Genomic DNA, 16,445 nt, shown 5'->3' with positions numbered 1-16,445 from the left:
TTCAAAACAACCATGAATTTCAAGACTTATCGCCTTGTGGCCTTTTTTGTTTGGCCACTCGCCGCTATCAATTATGTAGCGGCCCAGGTGCCTTCGCCGGCCACGGCGTCCACGCCTGCCACGGCGGCGGAATCCAGAAGCGTCAATGACTGGTTGATGCGCATGCACGAGGCCTCCAAAAAACGCTCCTATATTGGGACCTTTGTTGTTTCGTCGGGTGGCGCCATGTCGAGCGCAAAAGTCTGGCATGTCTGCGAAGGCAACCAGCAGGTGGAAAGGGTTGAAACCCTGACCGGGGCGCCGCGCTCTATCTTCCGGCACAACGATCAGGTCGTTACATTCATGCCCGACCACAAGGTGGTGCGCAGCGAAAAACGGGAATCGCTGGGCATGTTTCCCGAGTTGCTCCAGTCAACCGACAGCCGCATTGCCGATTTCTACAAGATGCGGCATGACGGCGTAGAGCGGGTGGCCGGCGTCGAAGCGGACGTCGTGATGCTGGTTCCCAAGGACAGCATGCGTTTTGGCTACCGTATCTGGACCGAGCAAAAAAAGGGCCTGGTGGTGAAGTTGCAGACCCTGGACGCTGACGGCAAGGTGCTCGAGCAGGCCGCGTTTTCGGAGCTGCAACTCGATGCGCCGGTCAAAATGGACCAGCTTATCCAGATGATGGGCAAGGTGGACGGCTATCGCGTTGAGAAGCCTGTGATGGTGAAGACCACGGCCAGCGCCGAAGGCTGGGTGCTCAAAGCGCCTGTTGCCGGGTTTAAACCCATGAGCTGCTACAAGCGCCCCGCGGCGAGCGCCGCGCCAGGTGCCGAGCCTCTGCAATGGATTTTCTCCGACGGGCTTGCCTCCGTCTCCATCTTTGTGGAACCCTATGACCGGCAACGCCATGAGAAGGAATCCAGCCTGTCACTGGGGGCCACCCAGACGCTGACCCGGCAACTGGACGCTTACTGGGTAACCATCATGGGTGAAGTTCCCATGGCAACCCTGCGCCATTTTGCCAATGGACTGGAGCGAAAAAAGTAGACAGTGCCTGTGAGGGGCGTTGTTGCTGGAAAATTTTTCCCACAGGGCGCAGGCGCCGCATGTTGTCCGTATTGTCTTTTTCTCTGGTATTCCTATTTCCTTCCCACAAGTTTTGCATGCCTGATTACCAACATTTACGACGAGGCCGATGATGCTTGAATTGAACTGGAAACCCCTGCGCTCCTGTCTGCTCGCAGGTCTGCTGGGCGTGGTGACCGCCACAGTGGTGTTGCCTGCTGCCCCTGCATGGGCGCAGGTCCGCGCGCTGCCCGACTTCACCGATCTGGTTGACCAGGTTGGACCCTCGGTGGTGAACATCCGCACGATAGAAAAAGTCAAGGCTTCGGGCGCCGGAAGCGTGGATGAGCAAATGCTGGAATTTTTCCGGCGTTTCGGGATTCCCGTGCCGCCCAATCTGCCGCGCACGCCGCGTCCCGACCGCGGCCAGCCCCAGCCCGACGAAGAGCAGCCGCGCGGTGTGGGCTCCGGCTTCATCCTCACGGGAGACGGCTTTGTCATGACCAATGCCCATGTGGTGGAAGGCGCCGATGAAGTGATCGTCACGCTGACCGACAAGCGCGAATTCAAGGCCAGAATCATCGGCGCGGACAAGCGCAGCGATGTGGCGGTGGTCAAGATCGAGGCAAGCGGGCTGCCGGCCGTGAAAATTGGCGACATCAACCGTCTGAAGGTGGGCGAATGGGTGATGGCCATCGGCTCACCATTCGGCCTTGAAAATACCGTGACGGCGGGTATTGTTAGCGCCAAGCAGCGCGATACCGGTGACTACCTGCCGTTCATCCAGACCGATGTGGCCATCAACCCCGGCAACTCGGGTGGGCCCCTGATCAACATGCGCGGGGAAGTCGTGGGTATCAACAGCCAGATCTATTCACGTTCTGGCGGCTTTCAGGGCATTTCGTTTTCCATCCCGATTGACGAGGCCACGCGTGTTTCAGACCAACTGCGCAGCAGCGGCCGGGTAACGCGTGGACGCATCGGGGTGCAGATCGATCAGGTCAGCAAGGAAGTGGCCGAGTCCATCGGTCTGGGCAGCCCCCGGGGGGCGCTGGTCAGAGGCGTGGAGGCTGGTGCACCTGCAGAAAAGGCAGGCGTGGAAGCCGGCGACATCATCATCAAGTTCGACGGCAAGCAGATCGAAAAATCCAGTGATCTTCCGCGCATGGTCGGCAATGTGAAGCCCGGCACCAAGGCGGTGGTGACCGTCTTCAGGCGGGGTGCCACCAAGGATTTGCCGGTGGTCATCGCGGAGGTGGAGGCAGAGAAGCCCCTTCGCAAGGCCTCGTCACCGGAATCCAAACCGCCGGTCGCCGGCCCTGCACAGGCTTTGGGCCTGGTGGTGAGCGACCTGCCGGATGCACAGAAAAAGGAACTCAAGATCAAGGGCGGGGTCCGGGTAGACAGCGCAGAGGCTGGAGCAGCCCGTGCAGGACTTCGCGAAGGTGATGTGATCGTCGCCATTGCCAACTCCGAAATCGCAAACGTCAAGGAGTTCGAGACTGCGCTCGCAAAAATTGACAAGAGCAAGCCGGTCAATGTGCTGTTTCGCCGGGGAGAACTGGCGCAGTTTGTGTTGATCCGGCCGGCGCGTTAATGGTTTGAGTTTGCCTCGCGGCAAGGGCCTCGCTACGCTGTTGCCCCTCCCGCTACAGGCATGAAAGACCCCCATACCCCGCCAGGGTTGGGGGTTTTTCCACACCAGATACTGTTTTTTGGGCGTCTTCAAAAAAATATATTTTGGGTAGATCATCTTTAAATTTGTTAGTACTCACTCACAAAATTAAACGATCCAATGATGAGTTTGAGTAGAATGCCGTAGAGCTACGGTGCCTTTTTGATATATCGAGCTTCTCGACCGCCGGGATTCCTGTGGCTTTCATCATCAATTCCATCCATTCAGTACTGATCCACAGATCGCCCACAAGTTGTCCAGAGCCAAGCAGTATAAAATTGTGAATAAGTTGTGTATAAGTTTCCTGTTGCTAGCCTGCAACGACAAAAATATGGAGATTTTGGGACTGTTCGCTGCTGGCTTTTTGCCTACAATGAAGTTCCAACTATCGCAGTTGCCATAGATTGTTGGTTCAGGGCGCGTCACTACTCGACGCGCCCTTTTTTATGGTCCATCGCGAATGACGTGCAATCTCTTCGCAATACTTTCAAGCACTTAGGTGTTCTCGTTGATGAATCACATCAGAAATTTTTCGATCATTGCGCACATTGATCACGGCAAATCCACGCTTGCAGATCGCATCATCCAGCGCTGTGGTGGCTTGCAGGATCGCGAGATGAGTGCGCAGGTTCTCGATTCAATGGATCTCGAGAAGGAGCGTGGGATAACCATCAAGGCGCAGACCGCTGCGCTCAAATACAAGGCACGCGATGGCCAGGTCTACAACCTCAATCTGATCGACACGCCAGGCCACGTTGACTTCTCGTATGAAGTGAGTCGCTCGCTGTCTGCTTGCGAAGGCGCGCTGCTGGTGGTGGATGCCAGCCAGGGTGTGGAAGCGCAGACCGTCGCCAATTGCTATACCGCGCTGGATCTCGGTGTGGAGGTGGTGCCCGTCTTGAACAAGATGGATTTGCCGCAGGCCGACCCCGAGAATGCCAAGCAGGAAATCGAGGACGTGATCGGCATTGATGCAACCGATGCCATCCCCTGCAGCGCCAAGACCGGCATGGGCATAGACGAAATTCTGGAAGCCGTGATCGCCAGGGTGCCGCCGCCACAGGGCAATCCGGACGGTGCCTTGCGCGCCATGATCATCGACAGCTGGTACGACGCGTACGTGGGCGTCGTCATGCTGGTGCGTGTGGTGGACGGGCGCCTGGCCAAAGGCGACCGCATCAAGCTCATGGCCAGCGAAGCCATGTACAACGCAGAGCAACTGGGCGTCTTCACGCCGCACACCGAGCCGCGCCAGTCGCTGGAGGCCGGTGAGGTGGGCTTTGTGATTGCGGGTATCAAGGAGCTGCAGGCGGCGCGCGTGGGCGATACCGTGACCCTGATCAAACCCGGCACGGGTGGTGCGGCTTTCACGGCGACGGAAGCGTTGCCCGGCTTCAAGGAAATCCAGCCCCAGGTGTTTGCCGGGCTCTACCCGACCGAGGCCAGCGAGTACGACTCCCTGCGCGATGCGCTGGAAAAACTCAAGCTCAACGACGCCTCGCTGCATTACGAGCCGGAAGTCAGCCAGGCCCTCGGCTTTGGTTTTCGCTGCGGCTTCCTGGGCCTGCTCCACATGGAGATTGTCCAGGAGCGGCTGGAGCGGGAGTTCGACCAGGACCTGATCACGACGGCGCCCAGCGTGGTGTATGAGGTGCTCAAGGCCGATGGCGAGATCATCAAGGTTGAAAATCCCTCCAAAATCCCCGATGCCGGCAGGGTCACGGAGATTCGCGAGCCCATCGTGACCGTGCACCTGTACATGCCGCAGGACTATGTCGGCGCCGTCATGACGCTGGCCAACCTCAAGCGCGGGGTGCAGCTGAACATGGCCTACCACGGCAAGCAGGTCATGCTGACCTATGAGATGCCGCTGGGCGAGATCGTGCTGGATTTCTTTGACAAGCTCAAATCGGTTTCGCGCGGCTACGCGTCGATGGACTACGAATTCAAGGAGTTCCGGGCCTCCGACGTGGTGAAGGTGGACATTTTGCTCAATGGCGAGAAGGTGGATGCGCTGTCCATCATCGTTCACCGCAGCCAGTCCGCCTACCGGGGCCGGGCGGTGGTGGCCAAAATGCGCGAAATCATTTCGCGTCAGCAATTCGACGTCGCCATCCAGGCGGCCATCGGCGCCAATATTATTGCGCGTGAGACAATCAAGGCGCTGCGGAAAAACGTGATCGCCAAGTGTTACGGCGGAGATATTTCGCGCAAACGCAAGCTTCTCGAAAAACAAAAAGCGGGTAAAAAGCGCATGAAACAAATCGGTTCGGTGGAGGTGCCCCAAGAGGCTTTCCTCGCCATATTGCAGGTAGAAGAATAATGCGCAACACCATGAGTTCCATCACCGCCCTGGTGCTGGCGGCGTTTGTCGGCTACGGGGCTGCCTGGTATCTGGGCGCAGTGGAGGGCAACTTCTCGCTGCTGCTTTTCCTGGCGACCGTGGTCACCGGCATTTACTGGCTTGCGGAGCGGTTTTATTTTCTGCCGCAGCGGCACAAAGCGGTTGCCGTGCTTGAACAGACCGCCGCCAAACGCCAGGCCGAACTGGCCAAAATGGGCATCAACCAGGTCGACAGCAATATCAGCGAAGCCAGAACCAGGCTCATCATGCAGCCCTGGTGGCTGGACTGGACCGCCGGCCTGTTCCCGGTGATTGTGGTGGTTTTTCTGCTGCGTTCCTTTCTGTTTGAGCCATTCAAGATTCCGTCGGGCTCCATGATCCCGACCCTGCTCATCAATGACCTGATTCTGGTCAACAAATTCCACTACGGCGTGCGCCTGCCCGTGATCAACACCAAGCTGTTTGACAACCACAGCCCGCAGCGCGGCGATGTCATGGTGTTTCGCTACCCTCCCAAGCCCAGCCTGGACTACATCAAGCGGGTTGTGGGTGTGCCCGGTGACGAGGTGGCTTACCTCAACAAGAAACTCACCATCAACGGCAAACCTGTGTCCAAGGTGCCGTTGGCCGATTTTTTCGATGAGGATGCGCTGCGCTATGCCAAGCAGTATCAGGAAACCAATGGCGGACGGACATACCGCCTGCTCAATGACGACGACCGGCCGGCCTTTGTTGCCGGTGCCGAGGATTTTCCGTTCAAGCAAAATTGCCGTTACAGTAGCGAGGGCGTGGTTTGCAAGGTGCCGGAAGGGCACTACTTCATGATGGGCGACAACCGCGATAATTCGCTGGATTCCCGCTATTGGGGCTTTGTCCCCGAGAAAAACATCGTGGGCAAGGCCTTTTTTGTCTGGATGAACTTTGGCAACCTCAAACGCATTGGTTCTTTTCAGTAATTGCGGCATGGGGTAGGCGCCCGGGGGTGGTCAAGCGGTCACCTACAGGGCTACCCGGCCAGAGCAGGAGAAAAAATGAAACATCAGCAACGCGGCATTTCCTTCATTGGCATTTTGTTTGTCGGTGGCGTGATTGGTTGTGGCGGTATCCTGGCGGCCCAGGTCGTGCCAACCCTGATCGAATTTCAGGCCATCAACAAAGCTGCCAGCAAGGCCAAGGAAGGCAATACGGTGGCTGAAGTGAAGTCCATTTTTGACAAAGCCGCGGCGATTGACGACATCAAATCGATTGCCGGCAGGGATCTTGAGGTCACGAAAGAGGGCGACAAGACCGTGGTGGCTTTCGCCTATACCCGTGAAATCCACATGGCAGGTCCCGCTTACCTGCTGCTGAAGTACAACGGCCGATCCAAATAAGTGAGAGCCAGCGCCACCTCAAGCCCAGACCTGCTGGCACTGCAAAAACGCCTGCAGCACGAGTTTTCCAATCCCAAACTGCTGGCGCAGGCACTCACGCATCGCAGCTTTTCCGCTGACCACAATGAGCGGATCGAGTTTCTGGGCGACTCTGTATTGAACCTCGCAGTGGCCAGTCTGCTGTACGAGCAATTGAGCGAGTTGCCCGAAGGCGACCTGTCCCGCGTGCGCGCCAACCTTGTCAAGCAGGATACCCTGCACAAACTGGCTTTGACGCTGGGTTTGCCCGATATGGTGCGGCTTGGTGAGGGCGAAGCCCGCTCGGGTGGGCAGAAGCGGCCGTCCATTCTGGCTGATGCGCTGGAGGCGGTAATAGGTGCTGTCTACCTGGATGCCGGCTTCGACAAGGCCGACCAGCTGGTACGGCGCCTGTTCAAGGATATGGAAATCAACCCGCAGATGCAGGCCATCGGCAAGGACCCGAAAACCGAATTGCAGGAGTGGTTGCAAGGGCGCAAAATGAACCTCCCCATTTACCGGGTGGTGGGCACGTTGGGTGCCGCTCACAAGCAGACATTTGATGTGGAGTGTGAAATCACCGAGTACGGCCGGGCGGAACGCGGCATCGGTGGCTCGCGCCGGGCCGGTGAGCAGGCTGCGGCCGCCGCCATGCTGATGTACGTCAAAACCCTGGATTCCTGACTCGGCGTCGCAGCCGCGCCCGTCCAACACCATTGAGAGACCATGAGTACAGGTAAAAAAGAGCCGAAGAAGCCGGCAAATATATCGCTTGAATTGCCCGCTGACGAGGCGCAGGGCCCTGACGCGCTGGATGCCATGCTGGCCCAGGCCTTGTCATCGCGTGCTGCAGCGGGGGCTGCTGCAGACACCCCGCCCGTCGACGCGCAGCGCTGCGGCCTAATTGCCATTGTCGGCAAACCCAACGTGGGTAAATCCACTTTGCTCAATGCACTGGTGGGCCAGAAAATCAGCATCACCTCCCGCAAGGCACAAACCACACGCCACCGTATCACCGGTGTGCGCACCGTGGAGGCCACGCAGTTTGTGTTTGTGGACACCCCGGGTTTCCAGACCCGGCACGGCAATGCCTTGAACCGTTCGTTGAACCGCACGGTGGTGGGCGCCGTCAACGACGTGGACCTGATTGTTTTTGTGGTGGAAGCCGGCCAGTTCAACCTGGCCGATGCCAAGGTGCTGGCCCTGCTGCCCGAAAAAACACCGGCCATCCTGCTGGCCAACAAGTTTGACCTGATCCATCGCCGGGCCGAGATTGCGCCTTGGCTGCGCTCCATGCAGGAACGGCATAATTTTGCCGAGTTTGTGCCCATGTCGGCCAACAATGCCAAGGATATTGAGCGGCTGTTTGGCATCTGCGAGAAGTATTTGCCGGCGCAGCCCTGGATGTACCGCGCCGACGAGCTGACCGATCGCAGCGACCGTTTCATGGCCGCCGAGATCATTCGCGAAAAGCTGTTTCGCCTGACCGGCGACGAGTTGCCTTACACCTCCACGGTGATCATTGACAAATATGAAGAAGAGGGCAACCTGCGCAGGATTGCTGCCACCATCGTCGTGGAGCGCGACGGCCACAAGGGCATGGTGATTGGCGAGAAGGGCGAAAAGCTCAAGCGAATCGGTACCGAATCCCGGCATGAGCTGGAAACGCTCACCGGCAACAAGGTGTTTCTGGAGATCTGGGTCAAGGTGCGTTCGGGCTGGGCGGACGACGAGGCCCGGGTCAAGACCTTCGGGTATGAATGAGGCCCCCACGCTTGTCGCTTCGCGTACTGCGCTGCCCCCCGAGGGGGCCGCTGCGCCTGCGGCCCGGCTAAGCCGGTTCCGCGGGGAACTGAGCCCCCACGGTCGCTCACTGCGTGTAGCTCCCTGCCCCCCGAGGGGGCGCTGCGCCTGCGGCCCGGCGAAGCCGGTTCCGCGGCCCTGGCTGGACGGGAAGCCCTCACGGTCGCTTATTGCCGACGTGGCGGTTCGCTGTGGGTCTCCTGCCTGACATCTATGGCTACCAAACGTATAGGTGACGAACCCGCTTACGTCCTGCACCGCTACGACTGGAGCGAGTCCAGCCTGATCCTGGAAGTCTTTACCCGCCAGTATGGACGGGTGGCCCTGGTGGCGCGCGGGGCCAAAAAACCCAGCTCCAGCTTCCGGCCGATTTTGCTTCCCTTGCAGCCTTTGCATGTTGCCTTTGGCGGTGATGCCGAAATCCGGACCCTGAAAAGCGCGGAGTGGCAGGGCGGCCATGTCATGCCCACCGGCGACGCCCTGCTGTCGGGTTACTACCTGAATGAGCTGCTGATGCGCCTGCTGGCCCGCGACGACCCGCACCCGGTGCTTTTTGACGCCTATTCGGCCACCGTGCAGCTGCTGGCTACCCAGAGTACAGACACGCTGCAGCTGGCCTTGCGGGCCTTTGAGCTGCGTTTGCTGCGTGATATTGGCCTGTTGCCCCTGCTGGATGCGGAAACGGCCACGCTGGCGCCGCTGGCGCCCCAGACCCGCTACGTGCTGGTGGCGGAAGCCGGCCTCAGGCAGGCCCATGACGACGACCGCAGCAGTCTGACCGGCGAGCAATGGACGGCGTTGCAGCAGGCGCTGGGCGACAATGCCCTGTTTTCCGACACGGTGCGGGCCTGCATTCCCGGGCTCAATGAACTTAAAACCCAGCTGCGTGCGCTGCTGCACTACCATTGCGGTGTGAAGGTCCTGAAAACCCGGCAAATGATGATGGACCTGCAGGCCCTCTAACAGCCCAATACCGCCATGCCCCTTTTTCGCCACACTGACCATCCACCCGCACCCTCGGGCGTTCACAAGACCGCCCTTTCGGTCAATATCAACAAAGTCGCGCTGCTTCGCAACACGCGGCATATCGATATTCCGAGCGTGCTGCGTGCCGCAGAGCTGTGCCTGGAAGCGGGCGCCCAGGGCATCACGGTACACCCACGGCCGGACGAGCGGCATATTCGACCCGATGATGTGTACGAACTCGCGGCCCTCATGAAGGACTGGCCTGACCGCGAGTTCAATATTGAAGGCAATCCCTTCCAGAACCTGATGAATTTTGTGCGTGACCTGACGGCGCGGGGCTTGCCGCTGCATCAATGCACATTTGTGCCCGACAGCGAAGACCAGTTCACCAGCGACCATGGCTGGACGTTTCCCGCCGATGCCGACCGCTTGCAGCCCCTGATCGAGCAGGCCCATGCCCGCCGGGTGCGCGTGAGCCTGTTCATGGACCCCGTTGCCGAAGCCATGGCCGCTGTCAAGGCGGTGGGGGCCGACCGGGTGGAGTTTTACACCGAAAGCTACGCCCGGGCCTCGTCAGGCACGGAAAGAATGGAAGCGCTCAACCGGTTTTCCAGCGCCGCCCGGGCGGCAGCGGCTTTGAATTTGGGTATAAACGCCGGCCATGACCTGAACCGTGACAACCTGACTGCGTTTCTGCGCGCAGTGCCTGGCGTGCAGGAGGTCTCGATCGGCCACGCCCTGATAGCCGATGCGCTGGAGTTGGGCTACACCGCGACCGTGAAAGATTACCTGCGCTGTATTGACGAAGCCTTTGCAGTGACGTCCTGATGATTTACGGAGTGGGTACCGACATCTGCGACGTGCGCCGCATTCGTGCCAGCCTGGAGCGCCATGGTGAGCGCTTTGCGCAAAAAATCCTCAGCGATGCCGAGTTGGCCACATGGAAAGAGCGCAGCGTGCGCTGGCCCGATCGCGGCGTTCGCTACCTGGCCACGCGGTTTTCAGCCAAGGAGGCTTTCAGCAAGGCGATTGGGTTGGGCATGCGCATGCCCATGACCTGGCGCCATTGTGAAATTTCCAAAGCGGCCAGCGGCAAGCCCGAGATTGTGTTGCACGGTGCGCTCAAGGACTGGTTTGAAACCCGTCAGCTGAGCGTGCATGTCAGCGTGACCGACGAGAACGAGTACGCGGCCAGCTTTTGCGTAGTAGAGAAAAATGCCTTTTAGCTATGTGATATTTGAGCAGGCAGCTATCAATTAAATAGCAACCCTGAAGTGGCAACCTTGAAATATTTCCCATGACCCAGCACGCTCCCCTGATCATCGACATTGCGGGCCTGTCCCTCACCAAGGCCGACCGCCGGCGCCTGAAGCACCCGCTGACAGGGGGCATCATTCTGTTCGGCCGTAACTGGAAGGACCGCCAGCAACTGACGGCCCTGTGTGCCGACATCAAGCGCATTCGCCAGGATTTGCTGATTTGCGTCGACCATGAAGGGGGCCGTGTCCAGCGCTTCCGGACCGACGGTTTTACCCACCTGCCGCCCATGCGAGCCCTGGGTGCCCTGTGGATGAAAGACCAGCTGGCCGCCACCAACGCGGCCACCGCCTGTGGCTATGTGCTGGGCGCCGAACTGCGTGCCTGCGGCGTGGACTTCAGTTTCACGCCGGTGCTGGACCTGGATTGGGGCGAAAGCGGCGTCATCGGCGATCGCGCCTTTGGCCGGGACCCGCGCGTGGTCAGCCTGCTGGCCAAAAGCCTGATGCATGGCCTGCTGCAAAGCGGCATGACCAACTGCGGCAAGCATTTCCCGGGACATGGGTTTGTGAAGGCCGATTCCCACACCGACATCCCGGTCGACAAGCGCAGCCTCAAGGCCATCCTCGCCGACGATGCCGCGCCTTATGAATGGCTCAACACCACGCTGACCAGCGTGATGCCGGCGCATGTGATTTACCCCAAGGTCGATGCTAGAGCGGCGGGGTTTTCGGAAAAATGGCTGACATTCATCCTGCGTGGCCAGCTTGGCTTTGGCGGTGCGATTTTCAGCGACGACCTGAGCATGGCCGGTGCGCGCCTGATTGACGGCAGGCAAGTCAGCTACACCGAGGCGGCGGTCACGGCCCTCAACGCCGGTTGCGACATGGTGCTGCTGTGCAACCAGTCCGTGGGGGATGGCAAACCAGTCGATGAACTGCTTGACGGCATGGCCGAGGCGCTGGTCAAAGGGCAGTGGGAGGCCTTGGAGTCCAGCGAAATGCGCAGGCTTGATTTGCTGCCAGCGACGCCGGCTCACGAGTGGGACGAGCTCATGTTGCACCCCGCCTATATGCATGCGATGGGCTTGATTCCCTGAGGCCAGTCGTATCAAAAATTCCGGGTTCGCTATCAATTAAATAGCTTAATGTTCCCGATTTATATGGGCTATAGCGATACTTTTTGCTGAATAGTCAAAACTCCTGAGTCAGCATCGATCACGGCTTCCCCAGCCGTTTGTCTGCCCGTCTGCCGGTCTTTCATTGCCAAGGTTCGGGGGGCGCTGGCAGCCGTTGATGGTTAATTCGAACTAAAACCAGATCGTCTGTTTTCAACGTTCAGGGTAAGGGGCACTGCTCCCTGCGTAGGGCGCTTTCGATTCAATCGTTACAGCCCACTAGCCGAGGCCGGTCAGTCTGAGGTATCGTCAAATCCTCTTCGTCCACTTTTGGGAGTACTCACCATGAAATCAATCCAACGCAGGGCCGCCATGCTGCTGGTCGGTGCTCTGGCGGCAGGCGGGGTGCTGGCGCAGGGAGCGGCACCAGTTCGGGTCGGCTCCAAAATCGACACCGAGGGAAAGCTGCTGGGCAACATGATTGTCCTGGCGCTGGAGGCCAACGGCATCAAGACTGAAAACAAAGCCTCGCTGGGAAACACCAAGGTCGTGCGCGGCGCCATCACGGCCGGCGAAATTGATCTTTACCCGGAGTACACCGGCAACGGCGCTTTTATCTTCTCGGAAGAATCCAGTCCGGTCTGGAAGAACGCCAAGGCGGGCTACGAGCGTGTCAAGACGCTGGACTACGACAAAAACAAAATCGTCTGGCTCGAGCCCTCACCGGCCAACAACACCTGGGCGATTGCCGTTCGCAAAGAGGTGGCGACCGCCAACAAGCTCAAGACCCTGGACGACTTGGGCAAGTGGATCACGGGGGGCGGGCAGTTCAAGCTCGCGGCATCGGCCGAGTTTGTCGAGCGCTCTGATGCTTTGCCTGCCTTTCAGACTGCATACAGCTTCAAACTCAAGCCCGACCAAATTCTGACGCTGGCTGGCGGTGATACGGCAGTCACGATACGCGCGGCAGCCGAAAAAACCTCCGGCGTGAACGCCGCCATGGCCTATGGCACAGATGGCGCGGTGGCTGCGCTGGGCCTGGTGATCATGGAAGACCCAAAGAGCGTTCAGCCCATTTACGCGCCCACGCCCATCATTCGGGAAGAAGCGCTCAAGAAAAATCCGAAAATCAGGGACGTACTGGCCCCGGTGTTCAAGGTGCTGGACGGTCCGACCCTGCAGGCATTGAACGCGAAGATTCAGCTTGACGGGCAGGATGCCAAAAAAGTGGCTTCAGATTTCCTGAAGTCCAAGGGGCTGCTGAAGTAAGCCTGCCGCGTGACTCAGGGGCGCCGTCCTTCTGGAGATCCTTCGGGGTCGCCTCCTCTGCGATGGAGCCCCGTCCTGGCGGCCATGTCGTTCATGGGGGCGTGTGTTCTTTACGGTTTGCCGTTTTTGCGCGTGGCACCCAACCGTCTGGTATCGGGCGAGTCCGTTTCCCTTATTGCGGTGCTGCAAGGCCGTGGGTGGCTGCTGGTCGTTTTAATGGCCTCCTTGCTGCTTGCCGCATTTTTTAAACCCGCTCGCGCACTGCTGTGGTCCGTGGTCATGGTTTCCTGTGTGCTTGTGAGTGGCCTGATCTGGCTCGCAGGCAGTTATGCGTCCTTGGTCGCCGGGGCCGAGTCGCCCCTTGCCCGGACCTCACTGGGGGGCGCATTCTGGGCCGCGCTGCTGCTTTTGGTCTTGATCGCGGCGGATGGGATGCAGCGCCTGCGGGCGGGCAGCGCGCAACGCTTTACCGTCGTCGCGGCGGTACTGAGTCCGGTTTGCTTCATGCTGTCGGCAGGTTGGTGCGATGACCTGTCCATCATGAAAGAGTATGCAAACCGCTCGGATATCTTTGTGGGCGTGGTCGTGCGGCACATTCAGATCGTGATGATGGCGGTGGCCTTCACCCTGTGCATTGGCCTGCCATTGGGATGGCTGGCCTGTCAAAAAAACAGGCTCGCCGGCGCGCTGTTTCCGCTGCTGAACATCATTCAAACCATCCCTTCGATTGCCTTGTTTGGCCTGCTGATGGCACCCCTGGCCCTGCTGGCGGCGGCCTGGCCCGCGCTCGCCAGGGCGGGCATCAGTGGCGTAGGCCTGGCTCCGGCCGTGATTGCGCTGACCCTGTACGGTTTGCTGCCGGTGGTCAGGGCCACCGTGGCCGGCCTGGAGCAGGTTCCGTCCAGTGTGATTGATGCAGCCACTGGCATGGGCATGACGCGCTTTCAGATTTTCGGGCGTATCGAGTTCCCCTTGGCCCTGCCGGTTGTTTTGGGGGGTGTGCGCACCGCCATCATTCAGGCCGTGGGGCTGGCTGCCGTTACCGCGCTCATTGGGGCGGGTGGGCTGGGCGCGATCATGTTTGAAGGGCTCTTTAGCAGCGCGCAGGATCTGGTGTTGCTGGGCGTCGTGCCCATCATCGCTCTGGGGGTGTTGGCCGATGTGGCGTTCAAGGTGTTGATCAGCCTTACCAGCGTCACCGGATCAAGAAGTGGCATGCAGTCATGATCGAATTTCAGAACATCAGCAAATCTTATGGCCCTGTCACGGCGATAGACGGGGTGAACCTCAAGATTGACCGCGGGGAGTTTTTGGTCCTGATTGGTGCTTCGGGCTCGGGTAAATCCACCATGCTGAAGATGATTAACCGCATGGAAAACCATGACGCGGGAAGAATCCTTTTCGATGGCGAAGAAATCTACAGCTTCAAGGTGCGCGACCTGCGCCTGCGCATGGGCTACGCCATTCAGTCTGTGGGCTTGTTTCCGCACTGGACGGTGGAGCGCAACATTGCAACCGTGCCCCAGATGCTCGGCTGGACGGCCCCAAAAATCCGCGATCGCGTCACCACGCTGCTGCAGTTGTTCGACCTTGACCCTGAGACCTACAGAACTCGCTACCCCCACCAGCTATCGGGCGGCCAGCAGCAGCGCGTGGGTGTTGCCCGTGCCTTGGCGGCAGACCCGGATGTTTTATTGATGGACGAGCCGTTTGGGGCCCTGGACCCGGTGATCCGGGCGTCATTGCAGCTGGAGATGAAGCGCGTTCACCAGGCCTCCGGCAAAACCATCGTGATGGTCACCCACGACATTGACGAGGCCTTGCGCCTGGCCACCAAAATCGTGCTGCTCGACCAGGGCCAGATTGTGCAGGTGGCGACGCCGCTGGAGCTTTTGGCCGCGCCCGCCAACGCCTTGGTGGTCGACTTTGTGGGCCGCGGCGACATCGGCATCAAGCTGTTGTCGCTTCAGTCTGCCCAGAGCCTGGCGCGGCACGAACCCCAACATCGGGGCCCCAGTCTGCCAGCGGCCACCACGTTGCGTGAGGCGGTGTCTTATCTGGCCATGCGCCAGCTCGCGGTGGTGAATCTGACGGATGCCGCTGGCGCCCACGCCGGCGTGCTGCATGCCGCTGATATTTTTCGCAAGGCCGGGCCTTCTGATGTCTAGCGCGGGTGGGCTGCGGCGTCTGGCCGGGCTGGCCGGAGACAGGCTGCTGTGGGCCGCGCTGGCGCTGGCGGCGCTGGTGCTCTGGCTGCCGCATTCGCAGCCCCTGTTTGCCAGCCTTTTCCCCGAGCTGGACCGCCCCGTTTACCGCCAGGAGCCGTTTGCGCAACTGCTGTGGCAACACTGCAAGCTGGTGGGCGTGTCCAGCGCGGTGTCTGTTCTACTTGGAAGCGCTATCGCTGTCTGGATCACACGCCCGATTGGGCGGCAGTTCCAGCCGGTTGTGGAGACTGTGGTGTCCATGGGGCAGACCTTTCCGCCCGTGGCTGTGCTTGCGGTGGCGGTGCCTGTGGTGGGCTTTGGCGAACTGCCCGCACTCATTGCCCTGACCTTGTACGGCTTGCTACCTGTGGTGCATGGCACCGTGTCGGGTCTTCAATCGGTTCCGGAATCGGTCCGTCAATCGGCCAACGGCATGGGCATGTCGCTCTGGCAGTGTTTGCGGCAGGTCGAAACCCCTTTGGCGTTGCCGGTCTGGATTTCCGGCGTGCGCACATCCGTCATCATCAACATAGGCACCGCGGCCATCGCCTCCACCGTGGGCGCCAAAACCCTGGGCTCACCGATTATTGTCGGACTCAGCGGCTTCAATACCGCTTATGTTTTACAGGGAGCGGTGCTGGTGGGAATGCTGGCCGTGGTGACCGACATGGCTTTTGAACGCTTGTCTCGGCTTGCCTCGTGGAAACGCTGACTGCTTGCTATCAATTACGTAGCTTCTGGTACCCGTCTCATGGGTTGGCAGTCCATTTCATGCATGAAAGAGGGATTTTTTTAGGCCTTTGCCGGTCTTCAATGCCATTTTGGGTGTCTGTTAGGCCGCTGGCCAGTCCAGCTTGCCCGCCGCATCGATGTGCGTGAGATAAACGCGCAGGTCAAATTCGTACTGGTGGTACTGCGGCTCCATGTAGGTGCAGAGCTGATAGAAGGCTTTGTCATGCGCCTTTTCCTTGATGTGGGCCAGCTCGTGCACCGCAATCATCTTCAGGAACTCGGCAGGAACGTCCTTGAACAGCGTGGCCACACGTATTTCGCGTTTGGCCTTGAGCTTGCTGCCCTGGACCCTGGAGATGGCCGTGTGGGTCCCCAGCGCGTGAGCGATCACATGGAGCTTGCTGTCAAACGCGACTTTGCTGAGCGGTTCGGCGTTGCGCAAAAACGTGTTTTTGAGGTCCATCACGTAGTCGTACAAGGCCTTGTCGGTGCGTATGTCGTGTGCCCTCGGGTATTTCGCGAGCAGCATGTCGCCCAGACGCTCCTGTGCCATGAGCTGCTGTACCTGGGCTTTGAGGCTGTCAGGGTAGCCCGAGAGGTATTTCATCGGATGGCCGACGGGATTCATTTG

General features: G+C 59.6%; 16 protein-coding genes. 15 read left to right on the top strand and 1 reads right to left on the bottom strand.

Annotated features, from left to right (window positions below; all coding sequences use genetic code 11):
- Window positions 1-12 precede the first annotated feature (12 nt).
- The 15 genes from AC1DS5_RS21530 to AC1DS5_RS21460 all read left to right on the top strand — a co-directional run bounded on the left by AC1DS5_RS21530 (window position 13) and on the right by AC1DS5_RS21460 (window position 15,794).
- Window positions 13-1,035, top strand: coding sequence for a MucB/RseB C-terminal domain-containing protein (locus AC1DS5_RS21530; RefSeq protein WP_477720293.1), 1,023 nt, complete (start codon window positions 13-15; stop codon window positions 1,033-1,035).
- 151 nt (window positions 1,036-1,186) lie between these two features.
- Window positions 1,187-2,650 (top strand): DegQ family serine endoprotease, encoded by a 1,464-nt coding sequence (locus tag AC1DS5_RS21525; RefSeq protein WP_477720336.1) that lies wholly within the window; start codon window positions 1,187-1,189, stop codon window positions 2,648-2,650.
- A gap of 589 nt (window positions 2,651-3,239) precedes the next feature.
- A complete protein-coding gene (gene lepA / locus AC1DS5_RS21520; protein WP_477720292.1) occupies window positions 3,240-5,051 on the top strand; it encodes a translation elongation factor 4 in 1,812 nt (603 codons plus the stop codon).
- Window positions 5,051-6,028 carry a signal peptidase I gene (gene lepB / locus AC1DS5_RS21515; RefSeq protein ID WP_477720291.1) on the top strand — a complete coding sequence of 326 codons (978 nt, stop codon included), beginning with the start codon at window positions 5,051-5,053 and terminating at the stop codon, window positions 6,026-6,028. Before lepA ends, lepB begins: the two co-directional genes overlap by 1 nt.
- A 75-nt stretch (window positions 6,029-6,103) precedes the next feature.
- Window positions 6,104-6,445, top strand: coding sequence for a DUF4845 domain-containing protein (locus AC1DS5_RS21510; RefSeq protein ID WP_477720290.1), 342 nt, complete (start codon window positions 6,104-6,106; stop codon window positions 6,443-6,445).
- Window positions 6,446-7,147 (top strand): ribonuclease III, encoded by a 702-nt coding sequence (gene rnc / locus AC1DS5_RS21505; protein ID WP_477720289.1) that lies wholly within the window; start codon window positions 6,446-6,448, stop codon window positions 7,145-7,147.
- Window positions 7,148-7,282: 135 nt separating this feature from the next.
- A complete protein-coding gene (gene era / locus AC1DS5_RS21500) occupies window positions 7,283-8,227 on the top strand; it encodes a GTPase Era (protein WP_477720335.1) in 945 nt (314 codons plus the stop codon).
- A gap of 252 nt (window positions 8,228-8,479) precedes the next feature.
- Window positions 8,480-9,229 (top strand): DNA repair protein RecO, encoded by a 750-nt coding sequence (gene recO, locus AC1DS5_RS21495; RefSeq protein ID WP_477720288.1) that lies wholly within the window; start codon window positions 8,480-8,482, stop codon window positions 9,227-9,229.
- Between the two features lie 15 nt (window positions 9,230-9,244).
- A complete protein-coding gene (locus tag AC1DS5_RS21490; RefSeq protein ID WP_477720287.1) occupies window positions 9,245-10,060 on the top strand; it encodes a pyridoxine 5'-phosphate synthase in 816 nt (271 codons plus the stop codon).
- Window positions 10,060-10,458, top strand: a complete 399-nt coding sequence (gene acpS / locus AC1DS5_RS21485; protein ID WP_477720286.1) for a holo-ACP synthase — start codon at window positions 10,060-10,062, stop codon at window positions 10,456-10,458. Before AC1DS5_RS21490 ends, acpS begins: the two co-directional genes overlap by 1 nt.
- 71 nt (window positions 10,459-10,529) lie before the next feature.
- Window positions 10,530-11,588: a beta-N-acetylhexosaminidase gene (gene nagZ, locus AC1DS5_RS21480; protein WP_477720285.1), complete on the top strand. Its 1,059-nt coding sequence runs from the start codon at window positions 10,530-10,532 to the stop codon at window positions 11,586-11,588.
- Window positions 11,589-11,951: 363 nt separating this feature from the next.
- Window positions 11,952-12,875: a glycine betaine ABC transporter substrate-binding protein OsmF gene (gene osmF, locus AC1DS5_RS21475; protein ID WP_477720284.1), complete on the top strand. Its 924-nt coding sequence runs from the start codon at window positions 11,952-11,954 to the stop codon at window positions 12,873-12,875.
- A 132-nt stretch (window positions 12,876-13,007) separates the two neighbouring features.
- Window positions 13,008-14,102, top strand: a complete 1,095-nt coding sequence (locus AC1DS5_RS21470) for an ABC transporter permease (protein WP_477720283.1) — start codon at window positions 13,008-13,010, stop codon at window positions 14,100-14,102.
- The gene (locus AC1DS5_RS21465; protein WP_477720282.1) at window positions 14,099-15,043 is read left to right on the top strand and encodes an ABC transporter ATP-binding protein; all 945 of its coding nucleotides are present in this window, start codon (window positions 14,099-14,101) and stop codon (window positions 15,041-15,043) included. Before AC1DS5_RS21470 ends, AC1DS5_RS21465 begins: the two co-directional genes overlap by 4 nt.
- On the top strand, window positions 15,036-15,794 hold the full coding sequence (locus AC1DS5_RS21460) for an ABC transporter permease (RefSeq protein WP_477720281.1): 759 nt from the start codon (window positions 15,036-15,038) through the stop codon (window positions 15,792-15,794). Before AC1DS5_RS21465 ends, AC1DS5_RS21460 begins: the two co-directional genes overlap by 8 nt.
- 120 nt (window positions 15,795-15,914) lie before the next feature.
- Here the strand turns inward: AC1DS5_RS21460 and AC1DS5_RS21455 are convergent, their stop codons facing one another.
- The gene (locus tag AC1DS5_RS21455; protein WP_477720280.1) at window positions 15,915-16,442 is read right to left on the bottom strand and encodes a YgjP-like metallopeptidase domain-containing protein; all 528 of its coding nucleotides are present in this window, start codon (window positions 16,440-16,442) and stop codon (window positions 15,915-15,917) included.
- Window positions 16,443-16,445: the final 3 nt, after the last annotated feature.

It is taken from the genome of Polaromonas sp. P4_H1, from assembly GCF_056400945.1.
Note: the sequence above shows the minus strand (reverse complement) of the source record. Positions and strands in the feature narration are given on the sequence as shown.